General features: G+C 68.1%; 10 protein-coding genes. 8 read left to right on the top strand and 2 right to left on the bottom strand.

The window, feature by feature from the left end; genetic code table 11:
* Nucleotides 1-7 precede the first annotated feature (7 nt).
* The 6 genes from tagF (at nt 8) to GYH34_RS02750 (ending at nt 10,070) form a co-directional block, all read left to right on the top strand.
* Entirely contained in the window at nt 8-694 is a 687-nt protein-coding gene (tagF, locus tag GYH34_RS02775) for a type VI secretion system-associated protein TagF (RefSeq protein WP_161912265.1), read from the top strand.
* Nucleotides 691-1,491 carry a protein phosphatase 2C domain-containing protein gene (locus GYH34_RS02770; protein ID WP_161912264.1) on the top strand — a complete coding sequence of 267 codons (801 nt, stop codon included), beginning with the start codon at nt 691-693 and terminating at the stop codon, nt 1,489-1,491. The genes tagF and GYH34_RS02770 overlap by 4 nt, the downstream gene beginning before the upstream one ends.
* Nucleotides 1,492-1,584: 93 nt before the next feature.
* Nucleotides 1,585-3,378, top strand: a complete 1,794-nt coding sequence (locus GYH34_RS02765) for a serine/threonine-protein kinase (protein WP_161912263.1) — start codon at nt 1,585-1,587, stop codon at nt 3,376-3,378.
* Between the two features lie 355 nt (nt 3,379-3,733).
* On the top strand, nt 3,734-5,467 hold the full coding sequence (locus GYH34_RS02760) for a hypothetical protein (protein WP_244635239.1): 1,734 nt from the start codon (nt 3,734-3,736) through the stop codon (nt 5,465-5,467).
* A 7-nt stretch (nt 5,468-5,474) separates the two neighbouring features.
* Nucleotides 5,475-6,791 carry a hypothetical protein gene (locus tag GYH34_RS21780; protein ID WP_197745442.1) on the top strand — a complete coding sequence of 439 codons (1,317 nt, stop codon included), beginning with the start codon at nt 5,475-5,477 and terminating at the stop codon, nt 6,789-6,791.
* Nucleotides 6,792-7,250: 459 nt separating this feature from the next.
* Nucleotides 7,251-10,070, top strand: a complete 2,820-nt coding sequence (locus GYH34_RS02750; protein WP_161912262.1) for a caspase family protein — start codon at nt 7,251-7,253, stop codon at nt 10,068-10,070.
* A gap of 18 nt (nt 10,071-10,088) precedes the next feature.
* Here the strand turns inward: GYH34_RS02750 and GYH34_RS02745 are convergent, their stop codons facing one another.
* Together GYH34_RS02745 and GYH34_RS02740 are read right to left on the bottom strand one after the other, a co-directional pair.
* Nucleotides 10,089-11,543 carry a class I SAM-dependent methyltransferase gene (locus GYH34_RS02745; protein ID WP_161912261.1) on the bottom strand — a complete coding sequence of 485 codons (1,455 nt, stop codon included), beginning with the start codon at nt 11,541-11,543 and terminating at the stop codon, nt 10,089-10,091.
* A 75-nt stretch (nt 11,544-11,618) separates the two neighbouring features.
* Entirely contained in the window at nt 11,619-13,250 is a 1,632-nt protein-coding gene (locus tag GYH34_RS02740; protein WP_161912260.1) for an FMN-binding glutamate synthase family protein, read from the bottom strand.
* A gap of 324 nt (nt 13,251-13,574) precedes the next feature.
* On the opposite strand from GYH34_RS02740, the gene GYH34_RS02735 reads away from it, so the two are divergent.
* Together GYH34_RS02735 and GYH34_RS02730 are read left to right on the top strand one after the other, a co-directional pair.
* Complete coding sequence (locus GYH34_RS02735) at nt 13,575-15,167, top strand: caspase family protein (RefSeq protein WP_161912259.1); 1,593 nt, start codon at nt 13,575-13,577, stop codon at nt 15,165-15,167.
* Nucleotides 15,168-15,180: 13 nt separating this feature from the next.
* Nucleotides 15,181-15,834, top strand: a complete 654-nt coding sequence (locus GYH34_RS02730; protein ID WP_161912258.1) for a DUF4384 domain-containing protein — start codon at nt 15,181-15,183, stop codon at nt 15,832-15,834.
* Nucleotides 15,835-15,838 lie beyond the last annotated feature (4 nt).

Here is a 15,838-nt window from a genome sequence, read left to right as displayed (position 1 = left end):
AGGCGGAATGCGGCGCGGATTGTTCGGCAAGCTGCAGGCGAAGCGGGATTTCGTGTCCCAAGGCGCGCCGCGCGGCTTTCTCTCGGCCTTCGAGCCCTGGATTCAAGGCGGCGTCGCCTCCAGCCGCGCGCAGCTCGGCGAGGATTGGCGGGCCGCCTATCTCACCGCGCCGATCTGGCGCTTCTGGCTCGGGCCGCAACTCTGCGGCGGCGTGACGACGCTCGGCGCCTTCATGCCCTCTATGGATGGCGTCGGCCGCTATTTTCCGCTCAGCGTCGCGCTTTTCGCCGAGCCGGGCGAGGCGCTGTCGCCGCCGGAGGCCGATCCACAAGACCTCTGGTTCGCGACGCTCGAGGACTTTCTGCTCTCGACATTGGACCAGGGCGTCGCCTTCGAATCGGTGCTCGAATCGCTGGAAGCCCTGCCGGAGCCGGCGCTGGAGCAGCCGCAGGCGCGTCTCGTGACGCCGGGCGCGGCCGCGGCGCGCGTCGGCGAGGCGGGCTTTGCCGAAGCCTGCCGCTCCGCCCGCGAGGCGCTCGCCCGCGCCCGCGCCGTCGCCGATCAGAGCTTCTGGTGGACGCAAGGCGGCGAGGATTTCGCGCCTCACGCGCTGGCTTCGACCGGCATGCCCGATCCGGCGATCTTTTCGGCCATGATCTCCGGCCGCTTCACGCCCGCGGCGAGCGAGCAATGAGCGGCATGGCCGATCTTCGCCCGATGCGCGCCTTCGCGCTCTCCGACAAGGGCCGCGTGCGTGCGGAGAATGAGGATAATTTCCTCTCCAAGCCCCATATGGGCCTTTTCGCCGTGGCGGACGGCATGGGCGGCCACGCCGCTGGCGCGACGGCCAGCGCCGTGGTCGTCGACAGTCTGAGCCGCGTCGCCCCGCAAAGCGCTGCGGCGGAGCTGCGCCGGCAATGCGAGGCCGCCTTGCAGGGCGCGCATCGCGATATTCAGCGGCAGGCGGCGTTGCGCGGCGTCGGCACGATGGGCTCCACCGTCGTCATGCTGCTGACCTTCGACCGCTATTACGCTTGCCTTTGGGCCGGCGACAGCCGCGCCTATCTGCTGCGGGGCGGCGATATCGTTCAGATCACCATCGACCACACAGAGGCCGAGCAGCTGCTCGCCGATGGCGTGCTGACGCCGGAGGAGGCGCGCAACTGGCCGCGCCGCAATGTCATCACCCGCGCGGTCGGCGCCGGCGAGACGCTGGCGCTCGATTTCGTCAATGGCGAGCTGTTCGAGGGCGACATGCTCGTGCTCTGCTCGGACGGGCTCACCGGCCATGTGACGGCGGCGGAGATCGCCGGCCTCGCCAGCGGCCGCGCGCCGGAGGACGCCTGCCGCGCGCTGATCGATCTGGCGCTGGCGCGCGGCGGAACCGACAATGTCACAGTGCTCGTCGCCGCCTATCGGCAGCAGGAGGAGGAGCCGACCCGCTTGCGTCCGGGACGGGAGGAGTCCAGAGAGCCAACGAGGCCGCGTTGAAGAGATCTTTCTCCTTCTCCCCGCTCGCGGGGAGAAGGAAGGCGGCGAAGGCCGCGCCAAATCGTATGAGACTGGGATTTATAGAGCGATCAAATGTCTTACTCGCCGGATGTCCAATCGATCCACGGCGCCCTGCCGCCGGGCGCGCGGCTCAACGCCAATTACGAGATCGACGCCTTTCTCAAGGCGGGCGGCATGGGCGATGTCTATCGCGGCCATGAGATAGAGACGGGCGACACGGTCGCCATAAAGCTCATCCGCGATCAGCTCGCCGGCGACGAGGCCGTGCTGGCCATGTTCCGCAATGAGGCGCTGGCGCTGCGCCGCATCCATCACGAAGCCATCGTGCGCTATTTCGGCTTCACCCTGGAGCCGCAGCTGCGCCGGCATTATCTCGCCATGGAGTTCGTCGAGGGCCAGCCGCTCTCCGATATTCTGGACCGCGGCCCGATGCCGGCGCCGCAGGTTCTCGCGCTGATGCGCCGCATTGCCGCCGGCCTGCAGGCCGCGCACGAGCAGAATCTCGTCCATCGCGACGTCTCGCCGGACAATATCATCGTGCCGGAGACCGGCATCGCCCGCTCGCGCATCATCGATTTCGGCATCGCCCGCTCGCTGCGCGTGGGCGACAGCACGGTGATCGGCTCCGGCTTCGCCGGCAAATACAAATATGTCTCGCCGGAGCAGCTCGGCCTCTTCGGCGGCGACGTTCGCGCGGCCTCCGATATCTACAGTCTCGGCCTGGTGCTCGCCGCCTGTCTCCTCGGCGAGCCGTTGCCGATGGACGGCACACAGGTGGAGGTGATCGAGCGCCGCCGCAGCCTTCCCGATCTCTCGGCGATCGATCCGATGATGCGGCCGATCATCGCCGCAATGCTGCAACCGGACCCCGCGGCGCGGCCGCGGAGCATGGCCGAGCTCGCCGCCTGGACGCCCGACGCCGACGAGCGCGGCTCCACCGTCTTCGCGCCACGTGGGGCGAGAGCGCCCGTCCCGACCCGACCGCCGGAGCCGATTCCGCTCGGCGCCGCGCCGCTTCCGCCGCCGGCGAGACCCGCCGAGGAGGAGAAGCCGCGGCGCGCCGGCGTCCTTATCGGCTCTCTCGCCGCGGTCATCGCGCTCGCCGCCGCGGGCTTCGGCGGCTGGCGCTATCTTCATCACGAGGACCCGGCCGCGACCACGCAGGCCGAAACGCTACCGACGACCGACGTCGCCACCGAACCGCCGCCGCCCGTCTTCGAGCCGCAAAAGCCCGTCGAGACGCGGCCCGATCCTTTCGTGCGGCTGCGCGAATACGCCCGCGATTTCGACGGCGGCGATTGCTTCCTCGCCGTCGTCGGCGAGATTACCGCCGGCGAGGCGCAGATCGACGGCTATGGCCGCGGCCGCGAGCCCTTCGACGCGCTCGACAAATCGTTCCGGGACGCGATGGGCGTCCCGGCCGCGATCGGCGTGCGCAAGGTGACGGCGCCGCAATGTCCGGCGCTCGGCTTCGCCAAGAAATTTCTCGCCACGCGCGAGCCTCTGCGCTTCGACGTCGCGCGCACGCAATTGCAGCGCAGCGGCGACAAGCTCGAGGGCGCGATCGAGACGCGCGCCGAACATGTGCGTTTTCTCATAGTCGACGACGACGGGCTGGTGAATGATCTCAGCGCTCGGCTCGGACAGGAGCCCGGACGGCGCGACTTCGCGATGGAGCTGCGCGCCACCCGGCCCGGCCCGGTGCTGCTGGTGGCGATCGCCGGCGCGACGCCCATTTCCCTGGCCGGCGCCGCCCGCGCGGCGACCGCTAGGGAAGTGTTCGCGAAGCTCGCCGAGGAGCTCGCCAATGCGTCGCCGCCGCCGGCGGTCGCGCTGAAATATGTGTCGCTGGTCTCGGGACGCTGAGCGCCGCCGGGGCCGGCGAAAATAGCCCCGAGATTTTTCGACCTCGGAGTTTGGAATTCGCATTTTCCGGCGCTGCGCCGGGCGGAGGTTGCTCATGGCGCGATCAGTGACGGAGGATTTCGCTCGATCGTTTCGCGCGGCCCTCGCCCATTCGCTCTCCCCGCAGGCATGGAGAAAGGGACATGCGCCGGCCGATCGGTCGTGCGACAATCATTCCTCGAAGAGGCGTTTCCACCTCCCCCTCGAGGGGGGAGGTCGAGCGCCGAAGGCGCTCGGGAGGGGGCGCTTCCCGAGTCTCGGGGTCTCACCCCACCCCGGACCGCTTCGCGGTCCGACCCTCCCCCTGAAGGGGAGGGTGATCGCCCTCCTTCTCGCCTCAGCGGCGCTCGCTCTGCCGCAGGGAAACGCGCTCGCCGACGATGCGCTCGTCCGCAGCTTCCGCCAGGGCGGCGACGTCGCCTCGGTCGGCGTCGTGGAAGCCGGCGCGGACACCGAGATCGAAGGTCCGCAGGCGATCTATTCCGGCGCCGACGGCGAGATCTATCTGCTCGATCAGGTCAACGGCCGCGTGCTGCGCTTTGATCCGCACAAGCCCGCAGAGGCGACGCGCTCGCTCGAATTGCCGGGCGATCTGCGGCCGACCGATATCGTCGTCGCCAGGGACACGATCTATGTGTGGGACGAAGGTCCGCGCGCTTTGCAAGCGACGGGGCCGATAGATGCGCAGACGCGCAGCCTCGCGGTGACGCGCTCGGTCGCCGCGTCGGACGAGGCGGTGCTCTCGGCCTTTGCGCAGACCGGCTCGCAGGAGATCGGCGAGGAAGCCGCGACGCGCAGCCTCGGCGCCGGCAAGACCTTGCGCTCGCGCCAGACCATCGCCTCGCATGGACGCGGGCAGGTGGTGGCTGATGTGAACGCCCTCGACAAAAAGGGCGTCTCCATCTCCTTGCAGATCAAGGACGGGGCGGCGCTCGCCAAGCTGAAAATGCAGGTGCGCAGCCGCATCGGCTCGGTGGAGCTGCTGGATATCGATCAGCGCGGCCGCATTTTCGTGCTGGGCGAGAATATTCCGACCGACGCGACCGATCAGCCCTCCACTTTCGTCGCCCGTTACGCCTCCAATGGCGCGCTCGAGGGCGTCTATGAGCTGCCGCTGGACAAGCAGGTCGCGCTGTCGCGCCGCTTCGTCACCGTCTCGGCGGAGGGCGACGTCTATTTCCTACGCACGCGCAAAGGCGCGGTCGATCTCATCGGCGTCGGCTTCCGCCCGATGAAGAATGGGCAGACCATCGATCTCGCGCCGCCGGCGCCGGCGATTCCCTCTTATGCGCTCGCCGATTTCGGCAAACGCAAAGGCGCGACGGCGGCGATGCGTCCGCTCGATCGCACGCAGGTCGTGCAGACGGCGCTGCAATTCGCCAATGTGCGCTGGCGCGTCAATCCCGGCTCTTATGGCGCGGACCCGGACCGCTCTTGCAGCGGCTTCGCGCGCATCCGCCGGCCGGGCTATCTGCATGGCAAGCTGGGGCAGGACGTCGTCGGCATTCCCTATTGCTGGGGCTGCCATGGCGCGCTGCCGCGCATAGCGGCCGAGATCGGCGCCGGCCGTCTCGCCGGCAATGTCTGCACGCGTAACGATCCGCGCCCGGATGTCGCCGGCGTCGATTGCTCCGCCTTCGTCAGCGCCTGCTGGGGCCTCTCCACGCATTTCACCACAATGGCGATTCCGGCGATCTCGCGCGAATTGAGCAATCCTTGGGACCTGCTGCCCGGCGATGCGCTCAACAAGCCCGGCTCGCATGTGATGCTGTTCCTACGCTTCACGCCGGACCGCCGCGCCGAGGTGATCGAATCCTCGACCGGCGGCTGCAATGGCAAAGTGTGCCGTAACATCTATCCGCTCGCCTCGCTGCTGGCGCGCGGCTATCGGCCGGTGCGCTTTCGCGGCCTCGCCAATGATATGAGCGCGCCGACGCCGGTCGCCGCCGTCGCCACAGCGACGCCCATGGGCAAGACCAAACCCGAGACGCTGGATCAGAACGGCGCCGAGAAGCCCGCCAAGCGCGCAGTCAAGACGCGGACGCGGTGAGAGCGGCATGATCCTGCGCCTGCGTACCGGCTCGGAGACGCTGATTCTCGGCCCGCGCGCGGCTTTCGCGGGCCTCGCCGGCCGCGACCGCCGCGCGCTGGTCAGCGAATATGAAGTGCGCCGCCGATTGCGTCTCGCCCTCGCCGATCCCGAGGGCGCCGATGCGCTGCGCCGCGCCTTCGCGCTGTGGCGGGAGGAGGGCGCGCGCATTCGCGAGGCCGACGATCGCGCGCTGATCGACCGCGTCGCGCGCATGAGCCGCAATGGCGCGCTGGCGGCTTTCGTCGTCCAGGATCGCGCCAAGGGCCTCGGCGTCTCCACTGCCGCCGCGCCGCCGGGCGGCGCGAATGTCTCGGGCGCGAATGTCACGGGAATGAATTTGCAGGAGCGTCTGGCGGCGACGCTCCGCCTCGTTCCGAACCATTTGAGCGGAACGACGAAGCAGGCTTTCGCCGAGCTCGTAGAGCCCGAGGCGCTGGCGATCACGGTCGAGGTGCTGGCGCTCTGGGCGATCTCCCATGCTTTCGGCGCGGGCGAGGCGATCGACGCCGTGCTGCTGGGGGCGGGCGTCTATTTCGGCGGCGCGCAGGTCTGGAAGGGGCTGCATGCTCTGTTCCATGCGCTCGATCTCATTCGCATGGCGCAGAGCGCGGCGCAGCTCGACGAGGCGGCGGCGATTTTCGCCGAAGGCGTGACGAAGCTCGGAATCGCCGTTCTGATCGCCGCGCTGACCCATGGCGCCGCGAAAAAAGCCGCGCGCTGGACAGAGAAAAAGCCGAGCCTGCGCAATACGCCGCAGGAGAGGGCGCCGAAGGCGGAGAGGTTCGAGGAGCGGCCGGCGCGAACGGAACGCCCGCCGTCACGACCAAAGCAATCGGAAACGCCGGAGCCGACGGCGAAAGTCGCGGCGGCCCGGCTGCGTCAGCAGAAGCTTCTCGATGAGAACGTCGGATACAATGTGAGCCCGATCGGCTGGGACAGATATCCGACCATCGGCCGCAATGGGACGTATGTGACCGATCGAGAAGCGATTTCGAGCGTCATCGGAGAGGCGAAGGGATCGGTGGCGACCATTTCGAAGGAACGCGCCGCTGCGCTGGAGCAGGCGATGGGTCTCGAGCCGGGCTCGCTGGCGAAAGGATTCAAAATCCGTAGAGTGGAAGATGTCACGAATCTCGCGCCCCGCAGCCCGTTGGAAGGCAATTCGCTCTTCCTCGGCCCCGGCCGGCATCTGCCCGGCGGCGGACCGGAAATCGTCGTCGACTCGATCCCGACGACGGACTCGGCCACAGTCAAGACTCTAACAACGGTTCTCGTCCAATGACAGCCACGACGCCACCTCATGTCACGCGCGCCGACGGAGACGACGTCGTGATCGCATCGCCGACGGACGATTTCAAAAACGTCCTCGCTCGAGCCGGATATTCGATAACGGTCGAGAGTGGAAATCTCGTTATCACCACGGCCGACGACGATGCGAAAGCCGCCCTTTTCGCCGAGATTCGAAAGGCGGGCGGCGCATTTGCCGTCGGACGAGAATGGTCCCCCGCGGAAATATTCGAGATGCTGCGTGACAAGAGTCTCCTTTCCGGCGCTTTCACGGAAATCGGTTGGCGCGGCCCCGGAAGCTGGTTCACACGGACGAACGGATAGCGTTCGAGAATCGCCGACCTGTGCGAGAACGCACATGGTCGTCGCCTCGTTTCCTGTAAGCATCGTTGCGGGAGGTGGAACGGGCTGCTAGTTTGACAGCCATTCTGCCGTTCAACCGGCGTTGACGAATATGACGAAGCATTGGAAATCCCTCTTCCTTGCCCTCGCGAGCTTCGCTCTCGCGGCCGTCGTCGCGTCTCCAGCCTTCGCCGAGCGCCGCGTCGCTCTCGTGCTCGGCAACGCCGAATATGACCACATCGCCAGGCTGAAAAATCCGGTCAATGACGCCAAGGACGTCGCCGAGACTCTGGCGAGGGATCTCGGCTTCGAGGTCATCTCGCTCGTCAACGCCCGCAAGGACCAGCTCGACGGCGCGCTCGCTGACTTCTCTCGCAAGGCCGCCGGCGCCGATGTGGCGCTGTTCTATTACGCCGGCCATGGCGTGCAGAACGAGGGCAAGAATTATCTGCTGCCGACCGATATCGCCGTGAAGGACGTCGCCGATGTCGAGTTCAAGGCGCTGGACATGGACCGCGTGCGCCTCGCGCTGTCGAAATCCGCGGGCGTCAATATTCTCATCCTCGACGCTTGCCGCAACAATCCGTTCGACAGTCTCGTCACCGCCTCGCGCTCGGTGGACGGCGGGATGCTGCCGCGCGGGCTCGAGCGGATGGCCGTCGCGGTCAACAAAGGCGCCAAGGGCATTCTCGTCGCCTATGCGGCCGCGCCGCATGAGGTGGCGCTGGACGGCGCAGGCCGCAACAGCCCCTTCGCCGAGGCGCTGCTCAAGAATCTGAAAGCGCCCGAGGTGGAGATTCGCCGGCTGTTCAACCTCGTCAGCGACGATGTCGCGCGCACGACGAAGGGCAAGCAGTCGCCGGAAATCTCCAGCCGCATCTATGGCGACTTTTATTTCCTCAGCCCCGACGAAATGGCCGAGCGCGCCTGGCAGAAGGCCTCCAAGACGCAGGACCCGGCCGATTTCCGCAGCGTGCTGACGCTCTATCCGACCTCGCCCCGCGCCCGCGACGCGCAGCTGCGGCTCGATCTCTTCGAGAGCGTGCAGCGCTGCAACGCCGAGCAGAAGGAGCTGGAAGCGATCGCCCCCAATGATCTTTCGCGCCTGCGCGCCGCCGCCGGACGCTTCTCCTGCGACGCCGCGCGCAAGAGCGCCGAAGCGCTCGTCGCCAAGGCGGAGGAGAAGGAGCGCCGCGAGCTGGCGAGCTGCGAGGCCGACAATAGAGCGCTGGGCGCGCTCGGCGAGGACAATCTCGCCGGCCTGCGCGCCGCCTCCGCGAAAATGAGCTGCCCCGACGCACGCCGCCGCGCCGGCGATCTCATCGCCCGGCTGGAGGCGAAGGAGCAGCGCGAGCGCGAGATTTGCAACGCCGATCTCGCGGCGCTGCATTCGGTCGCGCGCGACGATCTTTTCGGCCTGCGCGCCGTTTCCGGCCGCCTCGCCTGCCGCGCGGCGATCGAGGAAGCCAAGCCGCTGGTCGCGGCGCTGGAGGCGAAGGAGCGCCGCGAGCGCGCAACCTGCGAGGCCGAGCGCAAGGCTTTCGCCGCCGTCGATCCGAGCGATCTTCCCGGCATGCGCGCCGCCGTCGGCCGCATGACTTGCGCCGCCGCGGTGGAAGGCGCGCGCTTCGTGCTCGCCCGCCTCGAGGAGAAGGAGCGCCGCGAGCGCGATATTTGCGACGCCGATCGCAAGGCGCTGGGCGCCGCCGGCGTCAGCGACGTCGGCGCGCTGAAATCCGCCGCCGCCAAAATGCGCTGCGAGGCGGTGCGCAACGACGCCAATCTTCTCGTCGCCGAGCTGGAGAGCAAGGCGATCCGCGTCGAAGGGCAGAGCTGCGAGGCCGAGCGCAAGAGCGTCGCCGGAATGGGCGGCGACCTCGCGCGGCTGCGCGCGGCTGCGCTGGGCATGAAATGCGACGCCGCGCGCGAGGACGCGAAGATCCGCCTCGCCAAGCTCGAGGAGCAGGAGACGCTGGCGCGCCAGACCTGCGACGCCGAACGCCGGACGCTGCAATCCAAGGCGGATGATCTCATCGCTCTGCGCGCCGCCGTGCTGGCGACCACTTGCGAGGATGCGCGCAAGGATGGCAAGGCGCTGGCGGCCGAGCTGGAGAAGAAGCAGCGCCTCGCCAAGGAGAGCTGCGACGCGGATCGCAAGGCGCTGGACGGCAAGTCCGGCGATCTCTCCGGCCTGCGCGCGGCGCTGGACGGCATGAGCTGCGACACGGCGCGCGCCGAGGCCCGTCGCAAGATCGCCGAGCTGGAAGGCGCCTGCGCGGCCGATCGCAAGAGCGTCGCCGATGTCGATGCGACGGGCTTCGACGCGCAGCAGAAATTGGGCGCGCTGCGCGGCCGCAAATTCTCCTGCGCCGATGCGCGCGGTGATCTCGACAAGGCCGTCGCCGCGATCGAGACCCGCGTGCGCGCCGCGCAAACGCAGCTGAAGACGCTCGGCTGCTATGCGGCCGCCGCCAATGGCAAACTGGACGAGCCGACCAAATCCGCCCTCGCCGCCTATGCGAGCAGGAAGGGCGAGGCCGCGCCGACGCGCCTCACCGACGAGCTGGTGGCGCAGCTGCAGGGCCAGACCGAGACCGTCTGCTCGCAGCAGGCCGCGCCCATCGCCGCCAAGCCCGCGGAAGCGCCGGTCAAGGATGCGGCCCGCGAGGAGGCGGCTCCGGCCGCCAAGCCGGCCAAGCACAATGCGCGTCGTCATGAGGAAGAGGACGCGGAGCCCGCGCGTCCGACGCGGGCCGGCAAGCGCAATCAGATCGCCGCGCCGGTCGTCACCCCGCGTCATATGCGCGAGCGCGCGCCCGTCGAGCGCCCGGTCGTCGCCCGCCCGGCGCGTCCGGCGGCCCCGGCCGTTGTCGCCGCCCCCGTCGCCGCGACGCCGAAGCCGCTGTCATGGTCGCATAATCCGGGCTTCTGATTTTTTAGGTTTGGCCGCTCAGGCGCGCGTCAGGCCCCACATGGCGAAGGTCGCGAGCGCCGCCTTCACCTGCGCGCGCGTGCGGCTCTCCTCCGCCGCGCCGGACATTGCGCGGGTGAGATCGTCGACCGTTCGCGTTCCGTCGAGCAGATCGAGAAAGCGCCGCGTGTCGTCTCCCTCGAGCGCGACTTGCGAATGCCGATAGCTCGTCACCGAGCCGAGGCCGAGCCGCGCCTGCGCGCGCGCCAGCGGATTGGCGAAAGGCTTTTCACCCGGCTGTCTTCCGACAGGAAAAGGCTCCGTCGCCAGGCGCGCCATATTGCCGGCGAAGAGCCGCAGCAGCGCCGAGCGCGCCGCAGGCTCGGCCGCGATCTCGTCGATCGCGAGCGCGCGCGGATAGGCCTCGCCGAGCCGGCGCATGGCCGCGCCGAAAAGCGCGTCGCGCGTCGAGACCTCGCCCATGCCGGCCGTTTTGAAGGCGTATTCGCCCTCGGAGACGCTGGCGTCCATGAAGGGCTCGAGCTGCGCCTCGAGATAGAGGCCGGAAAGACGCTCCGGCGCGAAGCGGCGTTCCAGCGGCGCGCCGGCGCGGCAGAACAGGCTGCGACGAAAAAACCGCGTCTCGACGAAATCGAGCGCCTGCTCATAGGCGATCTGATCGCCGCCGGTGAGCGGCAATGACTGGCCCCACTGCTCGCTCTCCCACAGCGCATGTCCCACCAGCGAGGGATCATTGTCACAGAGATAATCGAGCCCATGCGCGCGCGCCGCGGCGACGACAGTGGAGAAAAGCTGCGGATCATAGATCTCGCCGAGTTCGTCGTGAAAAATGAGCCCATCCGGCCGGCCGAGAAAATCGCGCGCCTCCAGCGCCAGCGCCTTGCGAAAAGCGTTGTCGCTCGCCGACCATTGCTCGGCGTAGAAGCTCGCCGTCGCGCGCGCCGCGGCGATTCTGCGCTCGGGCTCCGCAATTCCCGCGACGGCGCTCAGAAGCAAGTCGCGCAAGGCCTGGCGCAAGCGGCAGCCCGGCAGCGCATTATAGCTGATCATGGCGACGCCGCGCGGCGACAGCAGCCGCCCGCACAGCGCCATCACCGCATCTTGCACGATCTTCGGCGCCCAGGCGTAGACGCCATGCGCGATGATGTAATCGAAGGATTGCGGCTCGGCTTCGAAATCACGCAGATCGGCGCAATCGAGCCGCAGATTAGAGACGCCCGCCGCCGCCGTCAGCTCGCGTCCTGCGGCGATGGCGCGCTCGGAGAGATCGACGCCGATGAATTGCGCGCGCGGCGCGCCGATCGCCATGCTGGCGAGATTGACGCCATCGCCGGCGCCGATCTCCAGCACGCGGCAGTCCCGAAAGGGCGCGGCCAGCCGCCCCATCAATTGCGAAAGAGCGCCGAGCCGAGTCGGATGCGTCCAATGGCGGACAGCGTAAGGATAGTCCTGCTCGTCATAGACATTGGTCATGGGAATGGGCTCGCAATATGGGCGCTCGATCCTCGATGAATTTCCCGCCTCATGCAAGGCGCAGCGGCGCGACGATCAAGCGAGAACGAGCGGCGCCGGCCGAAACGAATCCGCGCGCGCGCTGCGCCAGGCGGCGGCGAAGCGCGCATCCATCTCGCCACGGAGAAACGCGCCGGGCGCCGGCGCAGGATAGAGCTCGGCGAAAGTCGCCGCCTCATGCGGAGAGATGCGGCGACAAAAATGCTCCGGCATGAAATCGCTCGGATGGTCGAGCCCGGCGGCGGCGGCGAGCTCGGCGAGAGCGACGAGCGTCGCATGATGAAAATTGCGCACGCGCTCCGCCTTGTCCGAGACGACGAGCGCGCGGCCGCGCGAGGCGTCCTGCGTGGCGACGCCGGTCGGGCAGCGATCCGTGTGGCAGGACAGAGATTGAATGCAGCCGAGCGCGAACATGAAGCCGCGCCCGCTATTGCACCAATCGGCGCCGAGCGCGAGCGCCCGCGCCATGTCGAAGCCCGTCGCGATCTTGCCGGCGGCGCCGATGCGGATGGCGTCGCGCAGGCCGACGCCGATCAGCGCATGATGCGCGAAGGCGAGTCCGTCGCGCATCGGCATGCCGATGTGATCCATGAATTCCAGCGGCGCCGAGCCGGTCCCGCCTTCCTTGCCGTCGACGACGATGAAATCGGGAGAAAGGCCCGTCTCCAGCATCGCCTTGCAAATAGCGAGAAACTCCCATGGCTGGCCGAGGCAGAGCTTGAAGCCGACCGGCTTGCCGCCGGAGAGCGCGCGCAGCTGCGCCAGAAATTGCAGCAATTCGATCGGCGTCGAAAAGGCGGAATGCGCCGCCGGCGAAATGCAATCCTCGCCCATGGGCACGCCGCGAATGCGCGCGATCTCCTCGCTCACCTTGGCGGCCGGCAGCACGCCGCCATGGCCGGGCTTCGCGCCTTGGCTCAGCTTCACCTCGATCATCTTGATCTGGTCGCGTGTGGCGATCTCGGCGAATTTTTCCGCGTCGAATGCGCCGCCACGCGTGCGGCAGCCGAAATAGCCGGAGGCGATCTGCCAAATGACGTCGCCGCCGGCCTCCTGATGATAGGGGCTGAAGCCGCCCTCGCCGGTATCCTGCGCGAATTCGCCCTTGCGGGCGCCGAGATTGAGCGCGCGAATGGCGTTGCGGCTCAAGGCGCCGAAGCTCATTGCGGAAATATTCAACAGCGAGATGTCATAGGGCTGCGCGCAATCGCCGCCGACGCGCGTGCGAAAATGCTCATGCGAGACCGGCCGCGCCGCGATCGAATGGCGCAGCCATTCGAAGCCTTCCTCATAGACGTCGATTTCCGTGCCGAAGGGCCTTTTGTCGATGCTCATCTTGGCGCGCTGATAGACGATGGCGCGCTTGTCGCGGCTGAACGGACGGCCGTCCTTATTGTCCTCGAAGAAATATTGCCGCAGCTCCGGCCGCACATGCTCGAGCAGAAAACGCAAATGCGCGGAAATGGGATAGGCGCGCAAAATTGCATGCTCGCGCTGCAGCAGATCATGCGCGCCGAGCGCGCAGAGCGCGGCGCAGGCGAGCGCCGCCGGAAGGAAGGCGCTCGATAGATCGCCCCTCGTCGCCAGGGCGCAGAGGAGAGAGCCAACGACGCTGAGCGTGAGCGCGACGAAGCGCGGCGTGAGGGGGAGAAAGAGCAGGCGGAGCATGTTCGAAATCTCTTTCCCAAATGTGACGGGGCCGCTGCGACGCGCGGGCGGATCGATGGCTTTTCCGCGGCGAATGCGCCGAAAGCTCTCACGAGACGACTGCATTCGCGCGACGATCACGCTCGCGAGCGCTTTTTCCCCGCGCTTGCCGGCGCGGAGGGGCGAATGATAGTCTCCCTCGCTTGTTCGGGCCTTTCGCATTATTCGAGATCCCTCGCGCGCATGATCGCTTTTCCTGATTTTTCCTTCGCTGTGCAGCCGATCGCGTCGCGTCGCCTTCTTTCTCTCCGCATGCGGCGAGGCGCGCTCGCCATCGCTTGCGCTATGGTCGGTCTTTTCGCGCATGCCGCATCGGCCGAGACGCGCGCCATTGTCATCGGCGTCGATCGCTACGAGCATGCGCCGCCCTTGCGTGGCGCCGCGGCCGATGCGCGCGATCTCGAGGCGAGCCTGCGCGGACGCGGCGCGCGCGACATTGTGACATTCATCGACGGCGTGGAGCGCGCCGCGGTGATGCGCGCGCTCGACGCCATGCTGGCGCGCGCGCAAAAGGGCGACACGATCTTCCTGACCTTCGCCGGCTATGGCGCGCAGCAGAACGCGCCCATTCTGCTGCTGCCGAAATTCGATCCGAGACATGCGCGCGACAATGGCGAGAAAATCGCGCGCGCCGAGCTCGATTCCATGATCGACGCTTTCGAGAAGAAAGGCGCGCGCGTCTTTCTCGTCACCGACGCCTCTTTCGGCGAGAGCCTCGCGCGCGAGGTCGATCCACGCGCGGCGAAGCTCGTCTATCGCTCGCTGAGTGAAGGCGCTTCCGGCGCCACGACGAAGGGCGCGCCACGGGATTTCGCGCGCTCGGTCGTGCTGATGGCCGTGGATGCGAAATCCAAAGCGCCCGAGCTGGAGATCCCCGGCGTCGGCCAGCGCGGCGCGCTGAGCTATGCCGTCGCGCGCGCGCTGGAGGGCGCGGCGGACGCCAATGGCGATGGCGCTGTCACGACGGCGGAGCTCATCGCCTATGCCCGGGGGCTCGCCTATCAGCTCAGCGATCGGCGTCAGAGCATCGCCGTCGTCGCGCCGCGCGGCCTCGATGCGTCGAGGGATGTGATCGCGCAGCTCGGCCGCGGCGTCGGCGTGCAGGCGGTCGGCGGATCGCCGGCGGAAGAGGAGGAGGCCGCGGCGTCCTCCGGCGGCGGCGGGCTGACGATCACGCCGCTGACGCCGAAATCCATGGCCATCGGGCCGGGCCAGAGCCTGCCGCCGGCAAAGCCCGCCGCTCTGCCGCCGCGGCCCAAGGAGCCGATCCGCCTCGCTCTGCGCGGCGCGGCCGCCGAGCGCGGAACCGGCGCCGGCGCCCATGCGCCTTTCGTGCTCGTCGGCGCCGATGCGGCGGCCGATATCGTCTGGGACGCAGCGAGCCGCGACGCGCTCGCCGGCGGCGATGTGCTGGCGCATAATGTCGATGCGCATGAGCTCGACGTTCTGATCGATCGCGCCGCGACTGTGCGCTGGCTGAAGCTCGTCGCAGGCAAAGGGCCGCTGCCGATGCGCGTCTCGCCCGAGGGGCTGCGGCGCAAAGGCGAGCGCGTCGAGATCACCATTGGCGGCGTCGCCGGCCGCAGTCTGCTGCTGTTCGACCTCACCGGCGACGGCGTGCTGCAATTGCTCTATCCGCTCGCCTCCGATCCGTCCGTCGTGCAATCTTCCGATTATCGGCTGAGCGTGGTCGCGGCCGAGCCCTTCGGCGCTGATCAGATCGTCGCCATCGCCTCGACGCGGCCCATGCCGCAGCTCGAGCAGGCGCTGCGGCAGCTCGATCGGCTCCGCGATCCGGCCAAGGTCATCGATATCGTCTCGCAATTTTCGAATAGCGAGGCGCAGCTCGGCACAGTCGGCATTTTCACGGCGCGTTGAAAAGGAGGAGAGAATGATGCGGCGTCTTTGTCTCCCGCTTCTCTGCTGCGTCGCGAGCGTCGCGCTCGCCGAGCCGCAGGATATGACGCGCTCGGTGCGCATCATCGACGATCCGCCAGCGGAGGCCGCGCCGTCGCCGCAGACGCAAGCGCCGGCGATCCCCAAGGAGCCGGCGAAGGCGGCCGGCGCGGGCGTGCGGATCGAGGCGCTGCCGCAGGACGAGTTCGCGCTCGGCGCGCCGATGAGCTTTCGCGTGACGGCGGAAAAGCCCGGCTATGTGATATTGGTCGATGTCGACGCGCAGGGAAAGCTGGCGCAGATTTTCCCCAATATGGTGACATTGGCCGATCCCGCCGGCGTCGATGAGAAAGCGAATTTTCTGAAGGCGGGCCAGTCGATGACGCTGCCGGACGCCAGCGGCAAGGCCGCCTATCGCTTCGTCGCCTCGCCGCCGACGGGCGTCGGCATGGTGGTGGCGATATTGAGCGACACGCCCTTGCAGATCGTCGATCTGCCGGATGTGCCGGCGGCCATCGCCGGCCAGGCCAAAGCCGCGGATTTCGTGAAGGATTCGACGCGGATGCTGCAGATTCTACCGGCCGAAGGCGAGCGCCCGATCCGCGCGCCCAAATGGTCCTTCGCGACGAAATTCTACGGAATCAAGTGAGCGG

Source organism: Methylosinus sp. C49 (genome assembly GCF_009936375.1).
GTDB lineage: Bacteria > Pseudomonadota > Alphaproteobacteria > Rhizobiales > Beijerinckiaceae > Methylosinus.
The sequence above is the reverse complement of the archived record's forward strand: the minus strand, read 5'-3'. Positions and strand labels throughout refer to the sequence as shown.